The sequence below is a fragment of the Streptomyces colonosanans genome, assembly GCF_001866645.1.
In the GTDB taxonomy this organism is placed as follows: Bacteria; Actinomycetota; Actinomycetes; order Streptomycetales; family Streptomycetaceae; genus Streptomyces; species Streptomyces colonosanans.
Window position 1 is genome coordinate 43,557 of the sequence record NZ_MLYP01000017.1, and the last position, 25,659, is coordinate 69,215.

Consider the following 25,659-nt stretch of genomic DNA (forward strand, 5'->3'; position numbering starts at 1 on the left):
GGTATTGGGGTGACGGATGGTGGAGACCACGAGCGGGGAGCCGGTCGACGGCACCGCTGAGGTGCTCGACCGTCCGCTGCCCGACGGCGTGCGCCGCCGGGTCGTGCAGATAGTGTCCGACGGCTTCGGCGCACTGACCCTGGGTGAACTGCCCGCGCAGTTGCGGCAGTACGCCCGGTTCACGCCGAACCGCCGCGCCAAGTTCGCCGGTAACGCCATGGCGGCGGCCGTGGAGAGCGATGCGTTGTTCCGGCAGCGCATCGCGGAGAAGCTCAAAGAGGCCCAGCCGGAACTCACCGGCGCCCTCGACTCCGGTTCGCCGCCCCCGGCCGCGGATCCGCTCGATGTGGCCGCCGCGGCCTATGTGCTGCGCCCCGCGGGCTGGGTGAAACTGGTGACCGCCGCCGGCGAGGAGGTGCAGCGCGCGGACGCCGAGCGCGTCGACGAGGAGAACCGCGCCGAGCTGGAGCGGCTGCGCGCGGAGTTGGCAGCCGCTCGCGACCACACGCGCGCCGAGACCGAGCGGCTGCGCAGGGAGCTGGAGTCGGCGCGCAAGGAAGCCGAATCGCTTCAGCGCAAGCTGCGCGCGGCCCTCAGCGACGTCAAGCGCGGCGAGGCCGCCCTGCGCAAGGTGCGGAGCGAGATCGAGGCCGTACGGACCGAGGGGCAGTCACAGGTGTCGGCCGCCGAGAGCGAGACCCGGCGGCTCAAGGCGCGCCTCGGGGAGGCGGAGGCCTCCCTGGAGGCCACGCGCAGGGCGGTGCGCGAGGGGCGCAGCGTCGAGGACATGCGGGTACGGCTGCTGCTCGACACCGTGCTGGACGCGGCCCAGGGGCTGCGGCGGGAGCTGGCGCTGCCGCCGGTGTCCGTACGGCCCGCGGAGACCGTGGACGCGGTCGAACCGGGGCGGATGACCCCGAAGGACATCGCGGCCCGCGCCCTGTCCGAGAACGATCCGGCGATCCTCGACCAGCTGCTGGCGCTGCCGCAGGCGCATCTCGTCGTCGACGGCTACAACGTCACCAAGACCGGCTATCCGCAGATGCCGTTGGAGAAGCAGCGGCTGAGGATCCTCGGGCAGCTCTCACAGCTTGCCGCGCAGACCGGTGCCGAGGTCACGTGTGTCTTCGACGGGGCCGAACTGGCCGCGCCCGTCCTGTTGGCCCCACCGCGCGGGGTGCGGGTGCTGTTCTCCAAGCCGGGCGTCACCGCCGATGAGTTGATCCGCCAGCTGGTGCGCGCGGAGCCGCCGGGCCGGCCGGTCATCGTCGCCTCCACCGACCGTGAGGTGGCCGACGGGGTTGCCAGGGCCGGTGCGCGCCCGGTCGCGTCCGCGGTTCTGCTCAAGCGTCTGTCCTGACGCACGCGGCCTGTCTCCGCTGAACGCGGCACCCGGAAGCCCATACATCACATGGGTCCCGTACGCGCGAACCGCAACATCCGTCAGGGATGCCCGAATTAACGGATTCGCGTGCAACGTAGCGTCAAGCGGGCGTTACGGCATGTGAGTTGAGTGCAAAGAATGCACGTGTGGCGAAGAATTTTCGCGTGAGGATTTGAACTGATCACAGGAGGGTTACTAGGGTCTGAGCTCGAACCTCCGCTCGAGTGATCACTCAATGGGAGTGACGGCGAAGGGGCACCGCCCGCCGGCGTGTCGGTAGGCGGCTGAAGGAAGAAGGAGCTCGCCTCCGTGGCGTCCCACCGTCGACCCAAGCAGCCGAGCCGCACGCGTGTGACCGTGCTCACCACCGTCGCCGCAGCCGCTGTGGCCCTGAGTGCGCAGGCCGCCAACGCCGCGCCGAGCGCGAAGCCGAACAAGGACGAGGTCAAGTCCAAGGTCGACAAGCTCTACGAAGAGGCGGAGAAGGCCACCGAGAAGTACAACGGGGCCAAGGAGAAGCAGGACAAGCTGGAGAAGCAGATCTCCACCCTGCAGGACACCGTCGCCCGGGGTCAGGAAGACCTCAACAAGCTGCGCGACGGGATCGGCTCGATGGCCAGCGCGCAGTACCGCACCGGCAGCATCGACCCGTCCGTCCAGCTGTTCCTCTCCTCGAACCCGGACGACTTCCTCGACAAGGCCTCCACGCTCAATCAGTTGAGCGGTCAGCAGGTCGAGGCGCTGAAGAAGATCCAGGAGAAGCAGCGCGAGCTGGCCCAGGAGCGCAAGGAAGCCTCCGACAAGCTCAAGGACCTCGCGTCCACCCGCACCGAACTGGGCAAGAAGAAGAAGGAAGTCCAGGGCAAGCTCGCCCAGGCGCAGAAGCTCCTCCTCACCCTGACCGAGCAGGAGCGCGCGGCTCTGAAGGCCGAGGAGGCCCGCGCCAGCCGCGCCAGCGAGCGCACCGCGCTGAACAGCTCCACCGGCACCGCCCCGTCCGGCTCCAGCAAGCCCGCCTCCGGTCGCGCCGCACAAGCGTTCGCCGCCGCCAAGACCAAGATCGGCTCGCCCTATGTCTGGGGTGCCACCGGCCCCTCCGCCTTCGACTGCTCGGGGTTGACCTCCTGGGCGTACGGGCAGGCCGGCGTCACGATATCCCGCCAGTCGCAGGCACAGGCCAACGACGGCACCCGCATCTACAGCGCCAGCCAACTCCAGGTCGGCGACCTGGTCATCTTCTACGGCGACCAGCACCACGTCGGCCTCTACGCGGGCAACGGCCAGGTGCTGCACGCCCCGCGCAGTGGCACCGTGGTGCGCTACGAGTCGATCGGCAACATGCCGTTCCAGTTCGGCGTCCGCATCTGACGCCCTTCCCAAGTCCCCGCGCCACCGCGCCCGAACGGGCGAATTCCAGCGACTCCCGCTGACCCCGCGCCCCGCCGATGACCTGCGTCAGCGGCGGGGCATCGGATTGTGTGCCCGCAGGCTGCCGTTGGTCGCTGCGTGATCACCCGGCTACTGTCTGCCGCGTTTCCCCGCCGTGCGGCGGGGTGTTCAGCGGAAGGGAGTGCGACAGGTCGTGGGGTCCCATCGCCGCCTTGCACCATCCGGCCTCGGTCGGGGTCGTGGCGCCACAGCAGCCGTTCTGTCCGCGGCGGCGGTCGCCGCCGCAGCCCTCGGAGTCCTACCGGCGGACGCCGTGCCGCACGGCGACGCCAGGGCCACGGTGGACCGGCTGTACCAGGAGGCAGAGCGCGCCACCGAGGCGTACAACAAGGCCGAGGAACAGGCCGGTTCGCTGCGTCGGCAGATCGGCCAGGCGCAGGACCGCATCGCCCGGCAGCAGGGCCGCGTCAACGGCCTGCGGGACGCGCTCGGTGCGCTCGCCGGGGCCCAGTATCGTTCCGGGGGGCTCGACCCCTCCCTCGCGCTGCTGTTCTCGGACAGCCCCGACGCCTACCTCGACCGGGCGACCACGCTCGACCGGATCGGCGCCCAGCAGGCCGTACGGCTCAGGGGACTTCAGTCGGCCCTGCGTGAACTGGCCCAGGAACGCACGGAGACGGCCGGGAAGTTCGCGGCGCTGGAGAAGAGCCGCACGGCGGTCGCCCAGCACAAGAAGGCCGTTGAGCGGAAGCTGGCCGCGGCGCGGCGGCTGCTCAACTCCCTGCCGGTGGCGGAGCGTGCCGCCTACGAGCGGGCGTCCCGCTCCGCCGGTGACGTGCCCGACCTCAGGGGCGGTGCCGTCGCGCTCGACGGCCGTGCCGCCGCCGCCGTTGCCGCGGCCCGTTCCGCGCTCGGCCACCCGTATGTGTGGGGCGCCAACGGGCCGGCCGGCTTCGACTGTTCGGGCCTCATGCAGTGGTCGTACGCGCACGCCGGCATCGGACTGCCGCGCACCTCGCAGCAACAGCGGTACGCCGGACGGCATGTGCCGCTCTCCGAGGCCCGGCCCGGCGACCTGGTCGTCTACCGCAACGACGCCAGCCATGTGGCGATGTACGTGGGCAACGGCATGGTCATCCACGCACCGCACCCGGGAGCCGCGGTGCGCTACGACCCGGTCGGGATGATGCCGGTCTCCTCGGTCACCCGGCCCTGAACCACGGCGCGGGTGGGGGCCGAGGGCCCCAACAGGCAACGCCTGCCCTGTCGCGACGCCCGGCACGCTGCCCCAAGCTCTTCGAGCAGGGGGGACCCCAGAGCGGGAGGTGCCCCCACGATGCCGCTCCTTGACGGGCAGACGGTGCCTGCCGGGGCACCAGCCACCGCGTACCATCGGAACGTGGCTGGTCGTGGGCGGGTGCCGGGAGGCATCGCGGGCTGTGTGCTGCTGCTCGCCTCACTCGTCGGCTGCGGTGGCCCGTCGGCTTCGGACGACCAGACGGCCGCCGTGCAGCGGGTGCTCGACCGGCGGGCGACGGCGGTTCTGGACCGGGACCGGTACGCGTTCCTGGCGACCGGGGCACCTGCCACGGGCCGACCCGCCACCGGCGCAGCTGAGTTCGACAACCTCAGGGCGGTGCCGCTGGCCGCCTGGTCCTACCGCCTCACCGCCCTGCACCGCACCGGCGACCGTGCCACCGCCGACGCCGAACTGCGCTATCGCATCAGGGGTTACGACCGTGCGCCCGTCACCGCCGCCCGCACGCTGCGGCTGACCCGCACCGGCGGACGCTGGTACGTCAGCTCCGAGGTGCCCGCCCCCGGCGCCAACGAGCAACTGTGGGAGCAGGGTGCCGTCCAGGCCACCCGCGGGGCGCACAGCCTCGTCCTCGGGGTCGGGCAGCCGCAGGACGTCCTGCGGGGCCTGGCGCACCTCGCGGACCGGGCGGTGCCCTCCGTCAGCGAGGCGTGGGGTACCGGCTGGCCGGGGCACGTCGTGGTCCTCGTACCGCGGACGCTGGAGGGGATGGCGGGCCTGCTCGGCGCGTCCACGGCCGGGTACCGGGGGATCGCCGCGGTCACCACCGGCGAGGCGGGGGGAGCGACGAAGACGCCTGCGGACCGGATCATCGTGAATCCGAACGCGTACGGCAGCCTCGGCAGCCTCGGCAAGCAGGTCGTCCTCACGCACGAGACCACGCATGTCGCCACCCGTGACCGTACGACCCCGGCCACTCCCTTGTGGCTCTCCGAGGGGTACGCCGACTGGGTCGGCTACCGCGGCAGCGGCCGTACGCCCGCGCAGGTGGCCCCCGAACTCGGCCGTTCCCTGGCGGCGGGAGACGTCCCGGCCACGCTGCCGGACGACGCGGACTTCGCCTTCGCCGGGGACGCGGGGAAGCTGGCGCGGGCCTACGAGGGCGGCTGGATGGCCTGCCGGATGATCACGGACCGCTGGGGCGAGGCCCGGCTGAACGACTTCTACCGGGCGGTGGGCGAGCACCGTGAGCGCGCGGGGGCGGTCGAGGACGCGCTGAAGAAGGTCCTCGGGACGACTCCGCAGGAGTTCACACGGCAGTGGCGGGCGTATCTGACGGCGCAGCTGGGCTGAGACCCCGGGCCGGCGCCGCGGTGCGGCGCCATGCTCCCCTCGAGCGCCGTCAGGAGGGCGTCAGGGTCTCCTGAGTGCGGGTGGCCTGAGGCGGTACGGTCGGCGCCGGCCGTGAGACGGTGCCGCGCCACAGCTCCCGGGCGGCGATCAGCGCGGCGGCCACCAGCAGGCCGTTGCGCACGAAGAGGAGTGTGATCCCCAGCGGGGTGCTGGTGACGACATCCCCGAAGTACACCGGGAACTCCAGGACGGTGGCGAGGCAGGAGGCCAGGACCAGTCCGCCGGGCAGCACCATCCGGCTGCCGTGGAAGCACAGGCTGACCGCCGCGAGTCCGACCAGCCACACCATGTACTGCGGGCTGATCACCCGGCTGGTGATCGTGAACATCAGCACGGCCACGAAGGCCGCGTCCGCGACCCCTTGTGCCGTCATGCGCCGCACGCTCAGCCGCCACAGCAGCAGCCAACCGAAGGCGATCACGCTCAGGAAGACGGCCGCCCAGCTGACCCAGTCGACGTAGGGGCCGAGGAACTCCACCGAGCCGTAGTTGAGCATCACCCGGCCCTCCCAGCCGAAGTGGCGGGCCACATGGAAGACCATCGAGCCCAGCGACTCGACCTCCGTGCCGCGGTCGCGCTGGAAGGTCAGGAAGGAGAAGGCGCCGGGCATCGTCAGCGCGAAGAGCAGGGCGAGCCCGCCTGCCGTCGCCGCGGCGGAGAACCAGGCTCTCCGCTTCACGGCACCCGCCAGCAGCAGCGCCGGCCACACCTTCAGCAGTGCGCCGAAGCCTGCGAGCGCCCCCATCATGCGGGGATGGCGCGTTCCGGCCAGGACCGCCGCGACCGCCACCGCCGTCACCATCACGTCGTAGCGCGCGTACACGGTGGGGCCGAGCAGCGCCACGCCGATCGTCCACACCCAGGCGCCGCGCAGCGTTTTGCCGGGACGCAGGCCCGCGAACTGGAGCAGGCAGAGGACCGCCAGGTCGGCGAGGAAGACGATGTCGTAGAAGGCGTGCGTGTAGTCCACGAAGGGCAGCAGCGCGGGGGAGAGGATCGCGAGCGCGGCGGCCGGCGGGTACTGCCAGGTGACGTCTTGGTGCGGGAAGGTTCCGGTGCGCAGGGTCTCGTACCAGCCGTGGTAGATCACGGAGACGTCGCTGGTGACGTCCGGGCCGGGGAAGGTCCACACCTTGTAGACGAAGAGCAGTAGGGCCAGTCTGGTCACGCCCCAGGTGCAGAGCAGCCCGATCGGGAACCGCCGTGTGCCCGCCATGTCCACCTGAGCCCCTGTTCCAGCGTGTCGCGTGTGTTCAGCCATGGGGGGCCATGATCTCCCGTCGAACGGTGCGAGGGCCATGAAGCGCGGCCGTACAGAGCGGTGAGTACGGTGGCACACCGGGTTCGGTACTGTCGACGACGATGCACAAGACCCTGATCGTGACCAACGACTTTCCGCCGCGCCCCGGCGGTATCCAGGCGTTTCTGCACAACATGGCGCTGCGCCTGGACCCGGCACGACTGGTCGTCCACGCCTCCACCTGGAAACGGAGCCGGGAGGGCGTGGAGGCGACGGCCGCCTTCGACGCCGAACAGCCCTTCACCGTCGTAAGGGACCGGACGACGATGCTGCTGCCGACGCCCGGCGCGACCCGGCGGGCCGTGGGCCTGCTGCGGGAGCACGGCTGTTCGTCGGTGTGGTTCGGGGCGGCGGCGCCGCTCGGCCTGATGGCGCCGGCGCTGCGGCGGGCGGGCGCCGAACGACTGGTGGCGACCACGCACGGCCATGAGGCGGGATGGGCCCAACTGCCCGCCGCGCGCGGCCTGCTGCGAAGGATCGGCGAGTCGACCGACACGATCACCTATCTCGGCGAGTACACGCGCTCGCGCATCGCCTCCGCGCTGACCCCGCAGGCGGCCGGGCGGATGGTGCAACTGCCGCCGGGCGTCGACGAGAAGACCTTCCACCCGGGCTCGGGCGGCGACGAGGTCCGCGCCCGCCTGGGGCTCACCGACCGCCCCGTGGTGGTCTGTGTGTCCCGCCTGGTCCCGCGCAAGGGTCAGGACACGCTGATCCAGGCGATGCCGCGCATCCTGGGCAAGGAGCCGGACGCCGTCCTGCTGATCGTCGGGGGCGGGCCCTACGAGAAGGACCTGCGCAGACTCGCGCGTGAGACCGGGGTCGCCGACGCTGTCCGCTTCACGGGTGCCGTCCCCTGGGCGGAGCTGCCCGCGCACTACGGGGCGGGCGACGTCTTCGCCATGCCGTGCCGTACCCGACGGGGCGGCCTGGACGTCGAGGGCCTCGGCATCGTGTACCTGGAGGCGTCCGCGACGGGCCTCCCGGTGGTCGCCGGCGACTCGGGCGGCGCACCCGACGCGGTGCTCGACGGGGAGACCGGCTGGGTGGTCCGGGACGGCTCCGCCGAGGATGCCGCGGACCGCATCATCACTCTGCTCGGCGACCCCGAGTTGCGCCGCCGTATGGGGGAGCGGGGCCGGCAGTGGGTCGAGGAGAGGTGGCGCTGGGACTTGCTGGCGGAGCGGCTGAGGGAACTGCTCTAGTGCCGTGGCAGGCAGCGTCTGCCCGTTGAGGAGCGGCGTCGTGGGGGCACCTCCCGCTCTGGGGGTCCCCCCGCTCGAGCGGAGCCGAGAGTGGGGGAGAAGCCGAGAGTGGGGAAGCGTGCTCTGGTGGGTCCCCCTGCTCGAAGAGCTTGGGGGAGCGTGCCGGGCGTCGCGACGGGGCGAACGTTGCCTGCCGCGGCACCAGAGGCTGCGTCCGTTCGGTCGGCGACTTCGCCCGCACCACGCTCGCACAACGCATCATGACGCGGGTCCGCGCTGGGGGCACCGCGTCATGGCAGAAGGCCGAACGGCCCGTTACTTGCGGTAGATGGCCTCGATGTCCGCCGCGAAGTCCTTCGCCACCACATTGCGCTTGAGCTTCAGGGACGGCGTGAGGTGGCCCGACTCCTCGGTGAACTGGGCGGGGATGATGCGGAACTTCCGCACCGACTCCGCCTTCGACACCGCGGCGTTGCCGTCGTCGATCGCCTCCTGGACCGCCGTGAGCAGCTCCGGGTCCTCGCGCAGCGACTCTACGGTGGAGCCCGCCGGCTTGCCGTGCTCGGCCGCCCAGCGGCCCAGGAACTCCTCGTCGAGGGTGATCAGCGCGCCCACGAACGGCCGCTTGTCGCCCACCACCATGCACTCCTGGACCAGCGCGTGCGCCCGGATGCGGTCCTCGATCACGGCCGGGGCGACGTTCTTGCCGCCCGCGGTGACGATGATTTCCTTCTTGCGGCCGGTGATCCTGAGGTAGCCGTCCTCGTCGAGGGTGCCCACATCGCCCGTGTGGAACCAGCCGTCGGCCAGCGCCTGCGCGGTCGCGGCCTCGTTGTTCCAGTACTCCTTGAACACGTGCTCGCCGTGCAGCAGTACCTCGCCGTCGTCCGCGATACGGATCACGGAACCCGGTAGCGGCTGGCCGACCGTACCGATCTTCTGCCGGTCCCAGGGGTTGAACGCGGTGGCCGCGCAGGTCTCGGTCAGGCCGTAGCCCTCCAGGACCGTGAAGCCGATGCCGCGGAAGAAGTGGCCCAGGCGCTCGCCCAGCGGGGCGCCGCCGGAGATGGCGTACTCGCCGCGGCCGCCCAGCACCGCGCGCAGCTTGCCGTAGACCAGCTTGTCGAACACCTTGTGCTTGATCTTCAGGCCGAGGGTCGGGCCGGAGGGAGTGTCCAGCGCGCGGCTGTACGCGATCGCGGTGTCCGCCGCCTTGTCGAAGATCCTGCCCTTGCCGTCCGCCTGCGCCTTGGCGCGCGCCGCGTTGTAGACCTTCTCGAAGACGCGCGGCACACCGAGGATCAACGTCGGCTGGAACGAGGCGAGTTCGTCCGTGAGGTGCTTGATGTCCGGAAGGCAGCCCAGTCTGATCGGCGCCATCATCGGCGCGATCTGCACCAGGCGCCCGAAGACGTGCGCGAGCGGGAGGAAGAGGAGGACGGAGCACTCGCCCGTGCGGAAGAGGGGGCGCAGCCGCTCCACGATATTGCCGCACTCGGCGAAGAAGTTGCGGTGGGTGAGCACACAGCCCTTGGGGCGGCCGGTGGTTCCGCTCGTGTACACGATGGTGGCCGGATCGTCGGCCTTCGCGAGCGAGCTGCGCTCCTCGACCGTCTCGTCGCTGATGTCCTGGCCGACGCGTCCCAGTTCCTCCACGCCCCCGGCCTCGATCTGCCAGACGTGCTTGAGCGCGGGCAGCCGGTCGCGCACCGACTCGACGGCCGCCGCGTGCGCGTCCAGTTCCACGATGCAGGCCTTCGCGCCCGAGTCCCCGAGGATCCACTGCACCTGCTCGGGCGAACTGGTCTCATAGACCGGAACCGTGATCGCGCCCGCGCTCCAGATCGCGAAGTCCAGCAGCGTCCACTCGTAGCGGGTCCGGGACATCAGCCCCACCCGGTCGCCCGGCTGTACACCGGAGGCGATGAGCCCCTTGGCCGCGGCCCGCACCTCGGCGAGGAAGGCGGTGGCGGTGAGGTCCTGCCAGGCGCCGTCCACCTTGCGGGCGATGACGGCGACGTCGGGGTGCTGCGCGGCGTTTCTGCGGGCGATGTCGGTCAGGTTTCCGTCCGCGGGAACCTCATACAAGGCCGGAAGGCTGAACTCGCGCAAGGCTGCTGCTCCTCATAGGGCCCCGACGCCATGACTTGGTGCAGTGCGACGGTGCGGTCCAAGGCTCGAACTGGTGCTCAGGATTTCTCCGGAAGCCGTTGGTCGAATCCCGAGCATGACTGGACTGCCTGGACGTTACCCGCCGGTACGGCCTTTGGGACAGGGGGTCTCGACGAGATGTTCCATGCGTCACACGTGTGGGCGTTCCTTCGCGCACAGTAGTTCACACCCTTCCTGACGAGCCAGTAATCGCAGGTCCGGCCGCCACTGTTCACGTTTGCCCCACACCCCTACGCTTGATCGTCATGGCACCCATACCGGGCGGTGACCCGAGGACGTGCGTTCATGTGGTCAGTGATGTACACGGCAATGTGCGGGACCTGGCCAGAGCCGGCGACGGGGCGGACGCCCTGATCTGCCTGGGCGACCTGGTTCTCTTCCTCGACTACTCCGATCACTCGCGCGGGATCTTCCCGGACCTGTTCGGCCGGGAGAACACCGACCGGCTGGTGGAACTGCGCACGGCCCGCCGCTTCGAGGAGGCACGGGCGTTCGGCGCCGGGCTGTGGGCCGGCGTGGGATCGGACCGCGCCACGGTGATCGAGAAGGCGGTCCGCCGGCAGTACGCCGAACTGTTCGGCGTCTTCCCCACGCCGACGTACGCCACCTACGGCAATGTCGACATACCGGGGTTGTGGCCGGAGTTCGCCGGACCCGGGACGAGGGTGCTCGACGGTGAGCGGGTGGAGATCGGCGGCTGGACGTTCGGCTTCGTCGGCGGGGGCCTGCGCACCCCCATGCGGACCCCGTACGAGATCAGCGACGAGGAGTACGCGGCGAAGATCGAGGCGGTGGGGGAGGTGGACGTGCTGTGCACGCACATCCCGCCCGAGGTACCGGAACTGGTGTACGACACGGTGGCGCGCCGCTTCGAACGCGGCAGCCCGGCCCTGCTGGACGCGATCCGCCGTACGAAGCCGAGGTACTCCCTGTTCGGCCACGTCCACCAGCCGCTGGTGCGGCGGATGCGGATCGGGGCGACGGAGTGCGTGAACGTGGGGCACTTCGCGGGCAGCGGGAGGCCGTGGACCCTGGAGTGGTGAACGGGCGGCGCAGGAGGGAGCGGACGGTCCGGAGGGACCGCAGTGCGGTGCGCGGCCGCGGTCCCGGGCCGACAGGCCGGTGGCCCAACCGCAGATGGGGTGACGGCGGCACGCGGCGTGCGCGGTAGCCTTCACGCTGCACACACGTGCGCACGTGCACACCCCCTTACCTCACCGGATCGCATCTGGAGGAGCCACGGCGATGGCGGAACACACCAGCTCGAGCATCACGATCGAGGCGGCTCCGGCCGACGTCATGCGGGTGATCGCCGACTTCGCGCGTTACCCCGACTGGACGGGTGAGGTGAAGGAGGCGGAGGTCCTCGCGACGGACGCGCAGGGCCGCGCCGAGCAGGTGCACCTCGTCATGGACGCGGGAGCGATCAAGGACGACCAGACCCTGGCGTACACATGGAAGGGCGACAGCGAGGTCTCGTGGACGCTCGTCAAGTCCCAGATGCTGCGCTCCCTGGACGGCTCCTACCTCCTGAAGCCGGCGGGCCCGGGCGCGACCGAGGTGACCTACCGGCTGACGGTCGACGTCAAGATCCCCATGCTCGGCATGATCAAGCGCAAGGCGGAGAAGGTCATCATCGACCGGGCGCTGGCGGGGCTGAAGAAGAGGGTGGAGTCGAGGGAGCAGTAAGAGCGGAGGGCCACGTCCTGGTCGGCCCCACGGCACGGCGCGAGTACCGTTCACCGTCATGCGCACCATCCTGATCACCGGCCCCGGCGGCTGTGGCCGTACCACCGTCGCCGCGGCCACCGCGCTGCACGCCGCCCGCCAGGGCACGCGCACCCTTGTGCTCAGCGCCGACCGCACGGACACCCTCGGTGCCGTGCTCGGCGTGCCCACCGCCGCCTCCCCCGTCGAGGCGGCCCCCGGTCTCACGGCCTGGCGCCCGGATGCCGCCGCCCGCTTCCGCGAGGGCCTCGTCGCCTTCCAGGAGCGCGCGGCCGGCGCGCTCGACCTTCTTGGCGCCGCCCGGCTGGACGCCGAGGAGGTCACTCCCCTCCCCGGCGCCGAGGAACTCGCCCTCCTGCGCGCCCTGCGCGACGCCGCGCTCTCGGAGGCGTACGACCTCCTCGTCGTCGACCTGCCCCCCGTCCCCCAGGCGCTCGCCCTCCTCGCCCTTCCCGAGGAACTCCGTCGCTACCTGCGCCGTCTGCTCCCGCCGGAGCGGCAGGCCGCCCGTGCCCTGCGCCCCGTCCTCGGGCGGCTCGCGGGCGTCCCGATGCCCGCCGAGTGGCTGTACGAGACCGCCGCCCGCTGGGACCTCGACCTGGCCGCCGTCGAGGCCGTCCTCGCCGACAGCGCCACGACCGCATGGCTGGTCGCCGAGCCCGGCCCGGCCGGGACCGACGCCGTCCGGGCCGCCGCCACCGGGCTCGCCCTGCGGGCTTTGCGTACCGAGACCCTCGTCGCCAACCGCGTCCTGCCGGACGACGCCCACGACACCTGGCTCGCGTCCCTCGCCGCCCAGCAGCGCAAGGCCCTGGCCGAGTGGCAGGGCTGCTACGACGTCCACCGCACCCCGCATCTCGGCGGCGACCCGCGCGGGGCCGACGATCTCGCCCGGCTCACCACGCCCACCGTCAACCCGGCGCCCTCTCCGGTGGAGTGGCCCGTGACGCCCCGGCTCGCCGAGGACGGTGTGCTCGTGTGGCACCTCCCGCTGCCCGGCGCGATACGCGAGGAACTGGACCTGGTCCGGCGCGGCGACGAGCTCGTCGTGACCGCCGGACCGTTCCGGCGGATCGTTCCGCTTCCGTCGGCCCTGCGCCGCTGCACCGTGGCAGGGGCCGCTCTGCGCGACGGCGAGCTGCGCATCCGCTTCGCGCCGGATCCGCAGCTGTGGCCGCGCGGGCTGTGACCGGGCCCGCGCGCGGCGACGTCGTGTACCCCCGTTCGGGTAACGTCGGACGTACGAACCGCAGTCAGGAGTCCGCCATGAGCGAAGAGCGCCCCAGGACCGACGCCGCTCAGCAGGAAGCCGCCGACGATGTGCGGGTGACCGACGCCGACGCCTGGGCGAAGGCGTGCGCCGAGGACCTCGCCGCGGAGAAGGCCCGCCGCCGCGCCGAGTACGGCCCGCCGCCCGGTTCGGCCGCCGAGGAGCTGCGCAGGCTCGTCGACGCCGTCGCGGACAAGCTGTCCGGCCTGCAGAGCCCGCTGTTCGGCGCCGCCGCCTCGGGCACGGCCCAGCAGATGGTCCAGCAGGTGGTACAGCAGGCCAAGGTCGCCGTGGAACCGGTCATCGAGCGCAATCCGGAAGTCTTCGACCACCTTGCCGCAGCCGGTTCGGAACTGCTCGCGGCCTACCGCTCCGCCGTCGAGGCCCAGGAGAGGCGCTGGACGAGTCGTGCCTCCCAGGGCTGGGACCCCGACCGGAAGGACGGGGATCAGGGACCCGGGGAGCACATCGACCTGGACTAGTGCCTCGGCCTTTTCGGGCCGGGTGTCAGGGGGTCGCGGAGTCGCCCGACCCCCCAGGTCCCCTCGGGTACGGTGGGCCGTAGCGGGGCTTGACCGAAACTGAGGGATTCATGGGACTCACCATCGGCGTCGACATCGGCGGCACGAAGATTGCGGCCGGGGTGGTCGACGAGGAAGGCGCCATCCTGTCGACCCACACGGTGCCGACTCCGGGCACGCCCGAGGGCATCGTGGACGCCATCGCCGCTGCCGTCGAGGGCGCCCGTGCCGGACACGAGATCGTCGGCGTGGGCATCGGTGCCGCCGGCTATGTCGACCGCCAGCGGTCCACGGTCTATTTCGCGCCGAACATCGACTGGCGCCAGGAGCCGCTGAAGGAGAAGGTCGAGGCCCGCGTCGGCCTCCCGGTGGTCGTCGAGAACGACGCCAACGCGGCCGCGTGGGGCGAGTACAAGTTCGGCGCGGGCAAGGGCCACCGCAACGTCATCTGCATCACGCTGGGCACCGGTCTCGGCGGCGGGATCATCATCGGGAACAAGCTCCGCCGCGGCCACTTCGGTGTGGCCGCCGAGTTCGGCCACATCCGGATGGTCCCGGACGGTCTGCTGTGCGGCTGCGGTTCGCAGGGCTGCTGGGAGCAGTACGCGTCAGGGCGCGCTCTGGTCCGCTACGCCAGGCAGCGTGCCCACGCCACCCCGGAGAACGCGGAGCTCCTGCTCTCGCTCGGCGACGGCACGCCCGAGGGCATCGAGGGCAAGCACATCTCCATGGCCGCCCGCCAGGGCGACCCGGTCGCCGTCGACTCCTATCGCGAACTGGCCCGTTGGGCCGGCGCCGGCCTCGCCGACCTGGCCTCGCTCTTCGACCCCTCCGCCTTCATCGTCGGCGGCGGCCTCTCGGACGAGGGCGAGCTGGTTCTCGACCCGATCCGCAACTCGTACAAGCGCTGGCTCGTCGGCGGCGACTGGCGCCCGGTCGCGGAGGTCATCGCCGCCCAACTGGGCAACAAGGCCGGCCTGGTGGGCGCGGCCGACCTGGCCAGGGAGCCCGACCCGATCATGTAGCACCTGGCCGCGCACGACATGGCGACGCCCTCGCCCCGGTGTCCGGGACGGGGACGTCGCCGGTGTCGCGGCGTATCTTGATCGGCATGGTGACGACCCCCGTGCTGCCCAACTCCCGCACCGAGGCCGACGGTTCGGCCGTCATTCGGGTCCTTGGCTACAACATCCGCTCGATGCGCGACGACACCGACGCGCTCGCCCGGGTGATCGGCGCCTGCGCGCCGGACCTGGTGCTCGTCCAGGAGGCCCCCCGATTCTTCCGCTGGCGCAAGAAGCTCGCCCGGCTCGCGGCGGCCTCCGGCCTGGTGATCCTCTCGGGGGGTGCCACGGCCTCGGGACCGGCCCTGCTGTGCTCGCTGCGCGCCACGGTCGAGCGCACCGAGGACGTGCTGCTGCCGCTCACCCCCGGGCTGCACCGGCGCGGCTTCGCGACCGCGGTCGTGCGGTTCGGGGGTGCCCGGTTCGGCGTCCTCAGCTGCCACCTCTCGCTCCAGAGCGACGAGCGGTTCGAGCAGGGCGGCATGCTCCTCGACCGGCTCGCCGGCATGGGAGTGGAACACGCCGTCGTGGGCGGCGACCTCAACGAACGTCCGGACGGACCAACCTTCGAACGGCTGGCCGCGCAGCTGAACGACACCTGGGCCAGTGCCCCCTGGGGCGCCGAGTACACCTGGACGCCGCCGGACCCCTGCCAGCGGATCGACGCGATCTTCGCCACGAAGGGCATCGAGATCCTCGGCTGCGGGGTCCCGCTCGGCCATCCGGGAGTGACGGAGCACGATCTGAGGGCGGCCTCGGACCACCTTCCGGTCCTGGCCGCCCTCAAAGTCCCGGCCGCCTAGGGCAGGCAACGCCTTGACGGGCGAAGCCGCCGGGGCGCCGGGACTCAGACCACGGCGCCCCGCCCCGGATCGTCGTCGTCCTCGTCACTCGGCTTCATCCGCATCACCAGCGCCGCGAAGCCGCCCAGGAAGCCGCCGATGCCGAGCGTGGTGAGCCACCAGGTCATCTCCCAGCCGAGCAGTACCGCCACCATGAGCAGGATGGGACCGCCGATCACCCCGAGCCAGGCGAACTTCGCCGTCGTGTCGGCCGCGGGCAGCGGTGGCGGCTCCGGCGGCACGAAATGGCCCTCGTCGTCCTCGTCGAAGTCGCCGTCGGAGGGCTCCGCGGGCGTGTAGTCCCGCGGGCCGACACCGGGCGCGAAGGAGACCGAGCTGCCCAGCGGCTTCGCCGGCTCGCCCTTCGCCTCATCGTCCTTAGTGTCGTTCGGCTCCGTTTCCAGGAGCGCCAGGTCCTCGACCGACTTGAACGGCTTCGCGCCGGGCGGGTCCGCCGGCTCCTCGCCGTAGCCCGCGACGATCGCCGCCCAGACGGCCTCCTCGTCGACGGGAACGCCCTTCTCGTCCGGCTCGCGATCCTCGCGGTCGGAGTCGTGCTCAGCCACGTGTGGCCGTCCCTTCCTCGCCGGCTCTGGGCGCGAGCCGGCCGATGAACGCGTAGCTCTCGTCGAAGATCCGGTCCGCGTCGTGGTCCAACGTCGCCACGTGGTAGCTCTGTTCCAGCAGGATCTCCGTGACGTCCGTCGACGACACGCGGCTCAGGACACGGGCCGAGTCGGCCGGCGGCACCACGTGGTCCTGGGGGCTGTGCAGGAGCAGCAGGGGCTGCGTGACCTGCGGCAGGTCGCCGTCGACCAGCTGGAAGAAGTTCCGCAGGGAGTGCGCCGCGTGCAACGGGATCCGGTCGTACCCGACCTCCTCGCTGTCCTCCTTCGCGATGTCGCTGACGATCCCCTTCACCGAACGGACGAAGTGGCGTGCCACCGGGAGGGCGCGGGCCGCGACGCCGTGCACCTTGTTGCCCGGGTTGACGACGACGAGGCCGTTCACCGCTTCCCCGTGCTTGGCGGCGAGCCGCAGGGCCAGCGCACCGCCCATGGACAGGCCGAAGACGAACACCTGCGCGCAGCGGTCGCGCAGGGCACGCAGCTCGCGGTCCACCTCCGCATACCAGTCCTGCCAGCCGGTGATCTGCATGTCCTCCCAGCGCGTGCCGTGCCCGGGCAGCAGAGGCAGCGAGACGGTCAGGCCGTGTTTGGCGAGATACTCCGCCCAGGGGCGCAGCGACTGGGGGGAACCGGTGAAGCCGTGGCAGAGGAGGACGCCGATCTCCCCGCCCTCGTGGCGGTACGGCTCGGCTCCAGGGAGGACCGGCACGTTCGGTCTCCTGTTCATGGAAAGGGGCTGGGCACGTCGATTGCAGGTACTTCACCGTACGCGACCGCACTGACACCGACCAGGGTCGTCGGTCTCATTCCCGGCGAGCAGCGATAAGGTCTGATCGACAGAAACAGGAGGCACTCGGTTGTTGTACGGCGCAATGAAGGTGTCCATCGGGGGGCCGCTGAAGCTTGCCTTCAGGCCGTGGGTGGAGGGCCTGGAGAACATTCCCGCCGAGGGCCCCGCGATATTGGCGAGCAATCACCTGTCCTTCTCGGACTCGCTCTTCCTGCCCTCGGTCCTGCCCCGCAAGGTGACGTTCATTGCGAAGGCCGAGTACTTCACGACGCCCGGGGTGAAGGGCCGGCTGAAGGCCGCCTTCTTCAAGGGCGCCGGCCAGCTCCCCGTGGACCGTTCCGGGTCCCGCGGCGCCGGCGAGGCCGCCGTCAAGAGCGGCATCGAGGTGGTGGAGCGCGGTGAGCTGTTCGGTATCTACCCGGAGGGCACCCGTTCGCCCGACGGTCGCCTCTACCGGGGCAAGCCCGGCGGCCTGGCGCGCGTGGCGCTCGCCACCGGCGCGCCCGTGATCCCGGTCGCCATGATCGACACCGAGAAGATCCAGCCGCCGGGGAAGGTCATACCCAAGCTGATGCGCCCGGGTATCCGCATCGGCAAGCCGCTGGACTTCAGCCGCTACCAGGGCATGGACAACGACCGGTTCGTGCTGCGCGCGCTGACCGACCAGGTCATGTACGAAATCATGACGCTCTCCGGCCAGGAGTACGTCGACATCTACGCGACCGCCGCCAAGCGGCAGATCGCGGAGGCGGCGAAGGCGGAGAAGCAGGCGCAGAAGCAAGCCGAGCAGGCGCAGAAGGACGCGGAGAAGGCGGCGGCGGAGGACGCCGGGAAGGGATCCGCGAACTCGTAGCGACGCGGTCCGTACGGCTCGGGGGTGGGGGGCATGGCCAAGCGGGAGCGGGTCATCAGGATGTCGGTCGAGCAGCCGCTGTGGCGTGCGCTCACCGCGTACCGCGTCCTGACGATGCTGTACGCGATCGGGCTCTTCTCGACCGCCTACGGGAAGTTCGCCCGGCCCTGGCTGGCCGTCGCGTACTACGTGGTGCTGTGCCTGTGGACCCTGGCCACCCTCCCCAAGGTGGCCAACGCGGCGAGCTGCACCAAGCCGTTCCTGGCCGTCGACCTCACCGTCGCGCTCGTCGGCATCCTCATCACGCCGCTCGCCGACACGCACGAGCGGGTGCTGTCGGGCGGCCCCACCCTGCCGTCGGTGTGGACCGCCGGTTCCGTCCTCGCGTACGCGGTCAGGGGCGGCTGGCGCTGGGCGGCCTTCGCCTCCACGGCGGTCGCCGTGGCGAACCTGGTCGAGCGGGGCACCCCGGCCCGCGACACCGTCCACAACGTGGTCCTCGTCTGGGTCGCCTCCATCGCGATCGGCTATGTCGTCGAGGTTGCCCGCGCTTCCGAGCGCACCCTCGCCCGCGCCCTGGAGATCGAGGCCGTGACCCGCGAGCGGGAGCGGCTGGCCCGGGACATTCATGACAGCGTGCTCCAGGTGCTCGCCATGGTGCAGCGGCGCGCCTCCGCGCTCGGCGGCGAGGCCGCGGAACTGGGCCGGCTGGCCGGTGAACAGGAGGTGGCGCTGCGCACGCTGGTCTCCGGCGGTCTGGTGCCCCCCTCACGGGTGTCGGAGGACGCGGCGCTCGGCGCAGTCGTCCGCGCTGTCGAGGAGCCGGACCCCGAGGAGGGCCCGGTGGACCTGCGCCCCCTGCTCGCCCCGTACGCCGGTGCCCGGGTGACGCTCTCCGGGCCCGGCTCTCCGGTGCCGCTCGCCCCGGCTGCCGCGCGGGAACTGGCCGCCGCCGTCGGTGCCGCCCTCGACAATGTGCGCAGCCACGCGGGGGAGGGGGCCCACGCCTGGATCCTGGTCGAGGACGAACCGGACGGGATCGTCGTGACCGTACGGGACGACGGGCCCGGTATCCCGGAAGGGCGGCTCGCAGAGGCCGAGAGCGAGGGACGGCTGGGAGTGGCCCAGTCGATCCGCGGCAGGCTGCGCGACATCGGCGGCTCGGCCGAGTACTTCTCGGCCCCGGGCCAGGGCACGGAAGTGGAACTGAAGGTACCGAGGGACGTGAAGAGCCCGAGGGCTTCACAGGGGAGGGCGGAGAAGCGATGACCGGAGCGAAGCCGGCCACCGGACCCGGCGGCGGCCGAGAGGAAGACGGAGGTGCGGTGACGGGGGAGGGCGCCGGCCCCCGGCAGGCCCCGATCAGAGTCATGGTGGTCGACGACCACCCCATGTGGCGCGACGCCGTCGCCCGCGACCTGACCGAGTCCGGCTTCGACGTGGTCGCCACCGCGGGCGACGGCGAGCAGGCGGTGCGCCGCGCCCGGGCCGCCGGGCCCGACGTGCTCGTCCTGGACCTGAACCTGCCGGCGAAGCCGGGAGTCCAGGTCTGCAAGGAACTCGTCGGCGGCGACGCGACGCTGCGGGTCCTGGTGCTGTCGGCGAGCGGCGAGCACGCGGATGTGCTGGAGGCGGTGAAGTCCGGTGCGACGGGCTACCTGCTGAAGTCGGCCTCCACGGACGAACTGATCGACGCGGTGCGCCGCACGGCGGCCGGCGACCCGGTGTTCACCCCCGGCCTCGCGGGACTGGTCCTCGGCGAGTACCGCCGCCTCGCCTCCGAACCGGCCCCCGCCGCGGGCGCCGACGAGCGCAAGGCACCGCGGCTGACCGACCGCGAGACCGAAGTACTGCGGCTGGTCGCCAAGGGCCTGAGCTACAAGCAGATCGCGGAGCGCCTGGTCATCTCGCACCGCACCGTGCAGAACCACGTCCAGAACACCCTGGGCAAGCTCCATCTGCACAACCGGGTGGAACTGGTGCGGTACGCGATCGAGCAAGGGCTGGACGAGGAGTGAGCCGGGGTGGGCAGGCGCCGGGAGCGACCACCGGGCGTACGCCGGGAGTGAAGCGCGCACCCATGCACCCCGTGCCCACCTTCGAGTGAAGTCCGACTCGCGCGGACTGATCAACTACCCGACTGTTCGCTGGAATTGACCTCCCGCACCATGCCGGAGTGACGTGGGTCACCATTAGCGTGACTCGCATCAGGCAACCGTGCGGCGAAGGGACATTTCCATGCGGGTCGGAGTACTGACCGGAGGCGGCGACTGCCCCGGGCTCAACGCCGTCATCCGGGGCATCGTCCGCAAGGGCATGCAGGAGTACGGCTACGACTTCGTCGGCTTCCGGGACGGCTGGCGGGGACCCCTCGAAGGCGACACCGTCCGGCTCGACATCCCCGCCGTGCGCGGCATCCTGCCGCGCGGCGGCACCATCCTCGGCTCCTCGCGCACCAACCCGCTGAAGCAGGAGAACGGCATCCGCCGCATCAGGGAGAACCTCTCCAAACTGGAGGTCGACGCGCTCATCGCGATCGGCGGCGAGGACACGCTCGGGGTCGCGGCGCGCCTGGCCGACGTGTACGGGGTCCATGTCGTCGGCGTGCCGAAGACCATCGACAACGACCTGTCCGCCACGGACTACACCTTCGGTTTCGACACCGCCGTCAACATCGCGACCGAGGCGATCGACCGTCTGCACACCACGGCGGAGTCCCACATGCGGGTGCTCGTGGTGGAGGTGATGGGCCGCCACGCGGGCTGGATCGCGATCCACTCGGGGCTGGCCGGCGGGGCGAACGTCATCCTCATCCCCGAGCAGCGCTTCGACGTCGACCAGGTGTGCGCCTGGGTGACGTCCCGGTTCAAGGCGTCCTACGCGCCGATCGTGGTCGTGGCCGAAGGAGCGATGCCGAAGGACGGCGACATGGTCCTGAAGGACGGATCGCTGGACTCCTTCGGGCACGTCCGCCTCTCGGGTGTCGGCGAATGGCTGGCGAAGGAGATCGAGAGGCGCACGGGCAAGGAGGCCCGTACGACCGTGCTGGGGCACGTCCAGCGCGGCGGGACACCCAGCGCCTTCGACCGCTGGCTCGCCACCCGCTTCGGCCTGCACGCCATCGAGGCGGTCCGTGACGGCGACTTCGGCACGATGGTCGCCCTGCGCGGCACGGACATCGTGCGTGTCCCGCTCTCGGCGGCCACGGCCAGGCTGAAGACGGTCGACCCGAAGCTGTACGAGGAGGTCGGCGTCTTCTTCGGCTGACGCCCCCAGCCGTGGGCGCCGGGCCGGCCGAACGGCCTGCCCGGCACCGCCTTCCTCCCCGCACCCTGCCGGAGAAGGCCCTACACGGCCCGGCGCCGCCCCGGGAACGTCCCCGTGTCCCTGGCCGCCGACCGGCCCAGCAACTCCCGTACGACCGCGGCGCCGCCCACCGACAGCACCGACTCCGGGTGGAACTGGACGCCGGCGAACCCGGGCCCGCGCAGCGCATGCACCTCCCCGTTGCCGTCACGGCTGACCTCGACGTCGTGCGCGGCCAGTTCGGCAGCCGCCTCGTCGTCGCAGCGCGCCACGAAGCTGTTGTAGAAGCCGACGGTCTCCCGCTGCCCGAACAGGTCGATCTCCGTCTGCGCACCCTGGTACGGCACTTCCTTGCGGACGATCTCCAGACCCAGCTCGGCCGCGATCAGCTCGTGCCCCAGGCAGACGCCCAGCACCCCGTGCCGGTGCCCCCGGATGACCTCCGCCGTCAGCTGCCGCAGGAACCGCATCTTGGGGTCGCCCAGATCCGACGGGTTGCCCGGTCCCGGACCGAGGACCACCGGACCCTCGTGCACGAGCACCGCCTCCCGCAGCCCCGGCTCGTCGTACCGCCGCACGGTCACCTCGAGACCCGACGACGTCAGGACGTGCGCGAGCATCGCGGTGAACGTGTCCTCGCCGTCGACGACGAAGGCGTGCCCGGTGAGGTCCGAGGCCGGCACCTGCATCCGCAGCCAGAACGGTGCGAGCCGGGCCCGCCGCCCGTCGAGCGCCGTCCGCACCCGCGGGTCGTCCGCGAGCCGCGGCCCCACCCGCTCCCCGCGCGGTCGTCCCGGACGCACGCCGAGCGCGGCCAGCACCCCGGCGGCCTTGGCGTGGGTCTCCGCGACCTCGCCCGCCGGGTCCGACCCCCGCACGAGGGTGGCACCGACCGGCACCCGCAGCCGTCCCCGCGCGTCGATGTCGGCGGTCCGGATGAGGATGGGGGAGTCCAGGGTCTGCGCGCCCCCGGCATCCCGCCCGAGCAGGGCCAGCGCGCCCGCGTAGTAACCGCGGCCCCCGACCTCGTGGCGTTCGATCACCCGGCAGGCGTTCTGCACCGGCGAGCCGGTCACCGTCGCCGCGAACATCGTCTCCTTGAGCACCTCGCGCACATCGAGGGTGGACTTCCCGCGCAGCTCGTACTCCGTGTGTGCGAGATGGGCCATCTCCTTCAGTCGCGGTCCGACGACGACCCCGCCCCCGTCGCCGACCCTGCACATCATCTTGAGCTCCTCGTCGACCACCATCGACAGCTCCTCGATCTCCTTGCCGTCGGCGAGGAAGGCGAGCAGATCCCCGGGCGTCGGACCGCCCTCGGGGTAGCGGTACGTGCCGCTGATCGGGTTCATCACGACGGTTCGTCCTGACATCCGCACATGCACCTCGGGACTGGCCCCGACCAGCGTGCGGTCTCCCGTGTGGACGACGAAGGTCCAGTACGCACCCCGCTCACCGACCAGCAGCCGCCGGAAGAGTGCGAGGGCGTCGGCCCGGCCGAACCCCGGGATCCGCCCCTCGTACGTCCTCCGGATCACGAAGTTCGCTCCCTCGCCCCGCCCGATCTCCTCCTCCAGCACCCGCCCGACGATCCGCGCGTACTTCTCGTCGGTGACGTCGAAGCCACCCGCATCGACCCGGACGCCGTGCCGCGGGAGCTGTGACAGGGCCTCGTCCAGAGGGATTTCCCACGACTCCTGAGGCCTCAGTGCCACCAGCGGCGTGCCGTCGTCGCGGACATCGAAGCCGCGCTCGCGGATCTGCCGGTACGGGACGAGGGCGAGACCCTCCTCAGGGAGGTCGGCGAGGCGTTCGTACGCATCGACCGGGCCGACCAGCACCTCGACCGTGTCGTGATCGCGCCCGGGTGTACGGCGGCGCAGCAGGGCGAACGGGCGGGGATCGTCGAGCAGGTCGAGCAGGTTCATGGGACGTGTTCCTTCTCAGCGGATCGTCTGCGGATCGTCTGCGGGAGAGGAACGGCCCGGTCGCGGAAACACCGAAGGCCGCCCCTCGGGCGGCCTTCGCGAAATCGTGGGTACGCGCAGTCAGTGGGCCGCCGGACGAGCGGTCCACCACCAGTTCTGGTTCAGGGTCGAGTGCGCGAACATGCCCCGGACCCTACACCACGCCTCGGGTCGTGCCCGGCATCCCGGGACACCCGGGTCGTGACAACGGGGGTACCGTCGGGGGCGGACCGGCCGTACCGCGGCCAGGACCCGGCAAGCGGGGCGTGTCTCACTTGATGGGCATGTGAGGGGACACTCCGGCACAACCCCGTAATGTTGAAGAGGTGACCGTGAACGCTAAGACCAGCGCGAGTGCTGGCAACACCTGGCGAGACCTGCCCGCGGCGCAGCAGCCCGAGTACCCCGACCCCGAGGCTTTGCGCGCAGTGATCGCGGACCTCGAGTCGTATCCGCCGCTCGTCTTCGCGGGCGAGTGTGACCAGCTGCGCGCCCGGATGGGAGCCGTCGCCAAGGGCGAGGCGTTCCTGCTGCAGGGCGGCGACTGCGCGGAGGCCTTCGACGGGGTCTCCGCCGACCACATCCGCAACAAGCTCAAAACCCTGCTCCAGATGGGTGCCGTGCTCACGTACGCGGCCTCGGTGCCGGTCGTGAAGGTCGGCCGCATCGCCGGCCAGTACTCCAAGCCGCGCTCCAAGCCGACCGAGACCCGCGACGGCGTGACCCTGCCGACGTACCGGGGCGACTCCGTCAACGGCTTCGACTTCACCGAGGAGGCCCGCGTCCCGGACCCCGAGCGCCTGAAGCGGATGTACAACGCTTCCGCCTCGACGCTCAACCTGGTGCGCGCCTTCACCACCGGCGGCTACGCCGACCTGCGCCAGGTGCACGCCTGGAACCAGGACTTCGTGAAGTCCTCCCCGTCCGGTCAGCGCTACGAGCAGCTCGCCCGCGAGATCGACAACGCGCTGCACTTCATGCGGGCCTGTGGCACGGACCCGGAGGAGTTCAAGACCGTCGAGTTCTACTCCTCCCACGAGGCCCTGCTGCTCGACTACGAGTCCGCCCTGACCAGGGTCGACTCGCGCACCGGACAGCTGTACGACGTCTCCGGGCACATGGTGTGGATCGGCGAGCGCACCCGTCAGCTGGACGGCGCGCACATCGAGTTCGCCTCGAGGATCCGCAACCCGATCGGCATCAAGCTCGGACCGACGACGACGGCCGAGGAGGCGCTGCAGTACATCGACCGGCTCGACCCGGAGCGCGAGCCGGGGCGGCTGACCTTCATCGTCCGCATGGGCGCGGACAAGATCCGCGACCGGCTCCCCGAGCTGGTGGAGAAGGTCACGGCGTCGGGCGCGGTCGTCGCATGGGTCACCGACCCGATGCACGGCAACACCTTCGAGGCGGCGTCCGGGCACAAGACCCGCCGCTTCGACGACGTGCTGGACGAGGTCAAGGGTTTCTTCGAGGTCCACAAGTCGCTGGGCACGCACCCGGGCGGCATCCACGTGGAGCTGACCGGCGACGACGTCACCGAGTGCGTGGGCGGCGGCGACGAGATCTTCGTCGACGATCTGCACCAGCGCTACGAGACGGCCTGCGACCCGCGTCTGAACCGCAGCCAGTCTCTCGACCTGGCGTTCCTCGTCGCCGAGATGTACAGGGACCAGTAGCCGCTTCGGTGGCGAGGGCCCATGACGTGGGGCGCGGATCACATGCGATCCGCGCCCCATTCCCTTTTGTGACCTCGGCGCGATAGGTAAGGTTAGGTTTGCCTCACCGATTTTCGGGAGGGTGTGATCCGGAAATCCCGTCGGGAGGTGAGTCCACGTGTACGTCTGCAGCTGCTTCGGTGTGACCGAGGCGCAGGTCAAGCAGCATGCGGAGGGCGGCGCGTGCACGCCCCGGCAGATCGCCTCGGCGTGCAAGGCGGGTACCGACTGCGGGTCGTGCGTGCGACGGATCCAGGCTCTGCTGGGCAGGGGCGCATGCCCGCGCCGTGCCGCTGCCGACCAGCAGGGCGGCCCGGCCCTCCTCTCCCGCCTGGACGGTCTGGACGGCCTGGAGGAGGCCGCCTAGCTGTCCGGCTGTTCGATGATCTGCGCGAGGTAGAGGGCCTCGCCGAGCTTGTCGACCAGTTCCAGCTGGGTGTCCAGGTAGTCGATGTGCTCCTCCTCGTCCTCGAGGATCGACTCGAAGATGTTCGCGGACGTGATGTCGCCCTTCTCCCGCATGAGCTTGATGCCGCGCTTGAGCCGGTCGATCGCCTCGACCTCGATCTGCCGGTCGGCCTCGAACATCTCCTTGACGGACTGCCCCACCCGCACATGGAAGAGCCGCTGGTAGTTCGGCAGTCCGTCAAGGAAGAGGATGCGGTCGGTGAGCACCTCCGCATGCTTCATCTCGTCGAACGACTCATGCCGTGTGTGCTTGGCGAGTTTGTACCAGCCGAAGCTCTCCTGCATCTTCGCGTGCAGGAAGTACTGGTTGATGGCGGTCAGCTCGCCAGTGAGCTGTTCGTTGAGGAATTCGATGACCTCGGGGTCGCCCTGCATCGCGCGG

Annotated in this window: 24 protein-coding genes; 17 read left to right on the forward strand and 7 right to left on the reverse strand. The window is 71.1% G+C overall.

Going from position 1 to position 25,659, the window contains the following annotated elements:
* The first annotated feature begins 16 nt into the window (after positions 1-16).
* The 4 genes from BIV24_RS07230 (at position 17) to BIV24_RS07245 (ending at position 5,384) form a co-directional block, all read left to right on the forward strand.
* Positions 17-1,360: an NYN domain-containing protein gene (locus BIV24_RS07230; RefSeq protein WP_071365334.1), complete on the forward strand. Its 1,344-nt coding sequence runs from the start codon at positions 17-19 to the stop codon at positions 1,358-1,360.
* A 333-nt stretch (positions 1,361-1,693) separates the two neighbouring features.
* Positions 1,694-2,752: a C40 family peptidase gene (locus tag BIV24_RS07235; RefSeq protein ID WP_071365335.1), complete on the forward strand. Its 1,059-nt coding sequence runs from the start codon at positions 1,694-1,696 to the stop codon at positions 2,750-2,752.
* Between the two features lie 214 nt (positions 2,753-2,966).
* Positions 2,967-3,989 carry a C40 family peptidase gene (locus tag BIV24_RS07240; RefSeq protein ID WP_079168063.1) on the forward strand — a complete coding sequence of 341 codons (1,023 nt, stop codon included), beginning with the start codon at positions 2,967-2,969 and terminating at the stop codon, positions 3,987-3,989.
* Between the two features lie 183 nt (positions 3,990-4,172).
* Positions 4,173-5,384, forward strand: coding sequence for a hypothetical protein (locus BIV24_RS07245; RefSeq protein ID WP_071365405.1), 1,212 nt, complete (start codon positions 4,173-4,175; stop codon positions 5,382-5,384).
* A gap of 49 nt (positions 5,385-5,433) precedes the next feature.
* Here BIV24_RS07245 and BIV24_RS07250 read toward each other — a convergent pair whose 3' ends face one another.
* Positions 5,434-6,666 (reverse strand): glycosyltransferase 87 family protein, encoded by a 1,233-nt coding sequence (locus BIV24_RS07250; RefSeq protein WP_425442539.1) that lies wholly within the window; start codon positions 6,664-6,666, stop codon positions 5,434-5,436.
* Between the two features lie 140 nt (positions 6,667-6,806).
* Here BIV24_RS07250 and BIV24_RS07255 point away from each other — a divergent pair, with 140 nt between their 5' ends.
* Positions 6,807-7,949, forward strand: a complete 1,143-nt coding sequence (locus tag BIV24_RS07255; RefSeq protein WP_071365336.1) for a glycosyltransferase family 4 protein — start codon at positions 6,807-6,809, stop codon at positions 7,947-7,949.
* A gap of 315 nt (positions 7,950-8,264) precedes the next feature.
* Here BIV24_RS07255 and BIV24_RS07260 read toward each other — a convergent pair whose 3' ends face one another.
* A complete protein-coding gene (locus BIV24_RS07260; protein WP_071365337.1) occupies positions 8,265-10,061 on the reverse strand; it encodes an AMP-dependent synthetase/ligase in 1,797 nt (598 codons plus the stop codon).
* A 305-nt stretch (positions 10,062-10,366) separates the two neighbouring features.
* On the opposite strand from BIV24_RS07260, the gene BIV24_RS07265 reads away from it, so the two are divergent.
* From BIV24_RS07265 to BIV24_RS07290, 6 genes are all read left to right on the forward strand, one after another.
* On the forward strand, positions 10,367-11,164 hold the full coding sequence (locus tag BIV24_RS07265; RefSeq protein WP_079168065.1) for a metallophosphoesterase family protein: 798 nt from the start codon (positions 10,367-10,369) through the stop codon (positions 11,162-11,164).
* Between the two features lie 202 nt (positions 11,165-11,366).
* A complete protein-coding gene (locus BIV24_RS07270; RefSeq protein ID WP_071365339.1) occupies positions 11,367-11,810 on the forward strand; it encodes an SRPBCC family protein in 444 nt (147 codons plus the stop codon).
* Positions 11,811-11,868: 58 nt separating this feature from the next.
* On the forward strand, positions 11,869-13,038 hold the full coding sequence (locus tag BIV24_RS07275; protein WP_071365340.1) for an ArsA family ATPase: 1,170 nt from the start codon (positions 11,869-11,871) through the stop codon (positions 13,036-13,038).
* A 77-nt stretch (positions 13,039-13,115) separates the two neighbouring features.
* Entirely contained in the window at positions 13,116-13,601 is a 486-nt protein-coding gene (locus tag BIV24_RS07280; RefSeq protein ID WP_071365407.1) for a DUF5304 domain-containing protein, read from the forward strand.
* Between the two features lie 110 nt (positions 13,602-13,711).
* On the forward strand, positions 13,712-14,665 hold the full coding sequence (locus BIV24_RS07285; RefSeq protein ID WP_071365341.1) for an ROK family glucokinase: 954 nt from the start codon (positions 13,712-13,714) through the stop codon (positions 14,663-14,665).
* 86 nt (positions 14,666-14,751) lie between these two features.
* Positions 14,752-15,507 carry an endonuclease/exonuclease/phosphatase family protein gene (locus BIV24_RS07290; protein WP_071365408.1) on the forward strand — a complete coding sequence of 252 codons (756 nt, stop codon included), beginning with the start codon at positions 14,752-14,754 and terminating at the stop codon, positions 15,505-15,507.
* Between the two features lie 44 nt (positions 15,508-15,551).
* Here BIV24_RS07290 and BIV24_RS07295 read toward each other — a convergent pair whose 3' ends face one another.
* Both BIV24_RS07295 and BIV24_RS07300 read right to left on the reverse strand, forming a co-directional pair.
* A complete protein-coding gene (locus BIV24_RS07295) occupies positions 15,552-16,112 on the reverse strand; it encodes a hypothetical protein (RefSeq protein WP_071365342.1) in 561 nt (186 codons plus the stop codon).
* The gene (locus BIV24_RS07300) at positions 16,105-16,884 is read right to left on the reverse strand and encodes an alpha/beta hydrolase (RefSeq protein WP_071365343.1); all 780 of its coding nucleotides are present in this window, start codon (positions 16,882-16,884) and stop codon (positions 16,105-16,107) included. The genes BIV24_RS07295 and BIV24_RS07300 overlap by 8 nt, the downstream gene beginning before the upstream one ends.
* 151 nt (positions 16,885-17,035) lie before the next feature.
* On the opposite strand from BIV24_RS07300, the gene BIV24_RS07305 reads away from it, so the two are divergent.
* The 4 genes from BIV24_RS07305 to BIV24_RS07320 all read left to right on the forward strand — a co-directional run bounded on the left by BIV24_RS07305 (position 17,036) and on the right by BIV24_RS07320 (position 21,085).
* Entirely contained in the window at positions 17,036-17,818 is a 783-nt protein-coding gene (locus BIV24_RS07305) for a lysophospholipid acyltransferase family protein (RefSeq protein ID WP_079168069.1), read from the forward strand.
* A gap of 33 nt (positions 17,819-17,851) precedes the next feature.
* Positions 17,852-19,087, forward strand: coding sequence for a MacS family sensor histidine kinase (gene macS / locus BIV24_RS07310; RefSeq protein ID WP_071365345.1), 1,236 nt, complete (start codon positions 17,852-17,854; stop codon positions 19,085-19,087).
* Positions 19,088-19,188: 101 nt separating this feature from the next.
* Positions 19,189-19,836, forward strand: coding sequence for a response regulator (locus BIV24_RS07315; RefSeq protein ID WP_071365409.1), 648 nt, complete (start codon positions 19,189-19,191; stop codon positions 19,834-19,836).
* 220 nt (positions 19,837-20,056) lie between these two features.
* The gene (locus BIV24_RS07320) at positions 20,057-21,085 is read left to right on the forward strand and encodes a 6-phosphofructokinase (RefSeq protein ID WP_071365346.1); all 1,029 of its coding nucleotides are present in this window, start codon (positions 20,057-20,059) and stop codon (positions 21,083-21,085) included.
* Positions 21,086-21,165: 80 nt separating this feature from the next.
* Here BIV24_RS07320 and BIV24_RS07325 read toward each other — a convergent pair whose 3' ends face one another.
* Together BIV24_RS07325 and BIV24_RS36350 are read right to left on the reverse strand one after the other, a co-directional pair.
* Positions 21,166-23,052: an anthranilate synthase family protein gene (locus BIV24_RS07325; protein WP_071365347.1), complete on the reverse strand. Its 1,887-nt coding sequence runs from the start codon at positions 23,050-23,052 to the stop codon at positions 21,166-21,168.
* A 120-nt stretch (positions 23,053-23,172) separates the two neighbouring features.
* Positions 23,173-23,235, reverse strand: a complete 63-nt coding sequence (locus tag BIV24_RS36350; protein WP_425442540.1) for a trp operon leader peptide — start codon at positions 23,233-23,235, stop codon at positions 23,173-23,175.
* Between the two features lie 182 nt (positions 23,236-23,417).
* Here BIV24_RS36350 and BIV24_RS07330 point away from each other — a divergent pair, with 182 nt between their 5' ends.
* A complete protein-coding gene (locus BIV24_RS07330; RefSeq protein ID WP_071365348.1) occupies positions 23,418-24,770 on the forward strand; it encodes a class II 3-deoxy-7-phosphoheptulonate synthase in 1,353 nt (450 codons plus the stop codon).
* Between the two features lie 157 nt (positions 24,771-24,927).
* A complete protein-coding gene (locus tag BIV24_RS07335; protein ID WP_071365349.1) occupies positions 24,928-25,176 on the forward strand; it encodes a (2Fe-2S)-binding protein in 249 nt (82 codons plus the stop codon).
* Here the strand turns inward: BIV24_RS07335 and bfr are convergent.
* Positions 25,173-25,652 carry a bacterioferritin gene (bfr, locus tag BIV24_RS07340; RefSeq protein WP_071365350.1) on the reverse strand — a complete coding sequence of 160 codons (480 nt, stop codon included), beginning with the start codon at positions 25,650-25,652 and terminating at the stop codon, positions 25,173-25,175. The genes BIV24_RS07335 and bfr overlap by 4 nt on opposite strands.
* Between the last annotated feature and the right edge of the window lie 7 nt (positions 25,653-25,659).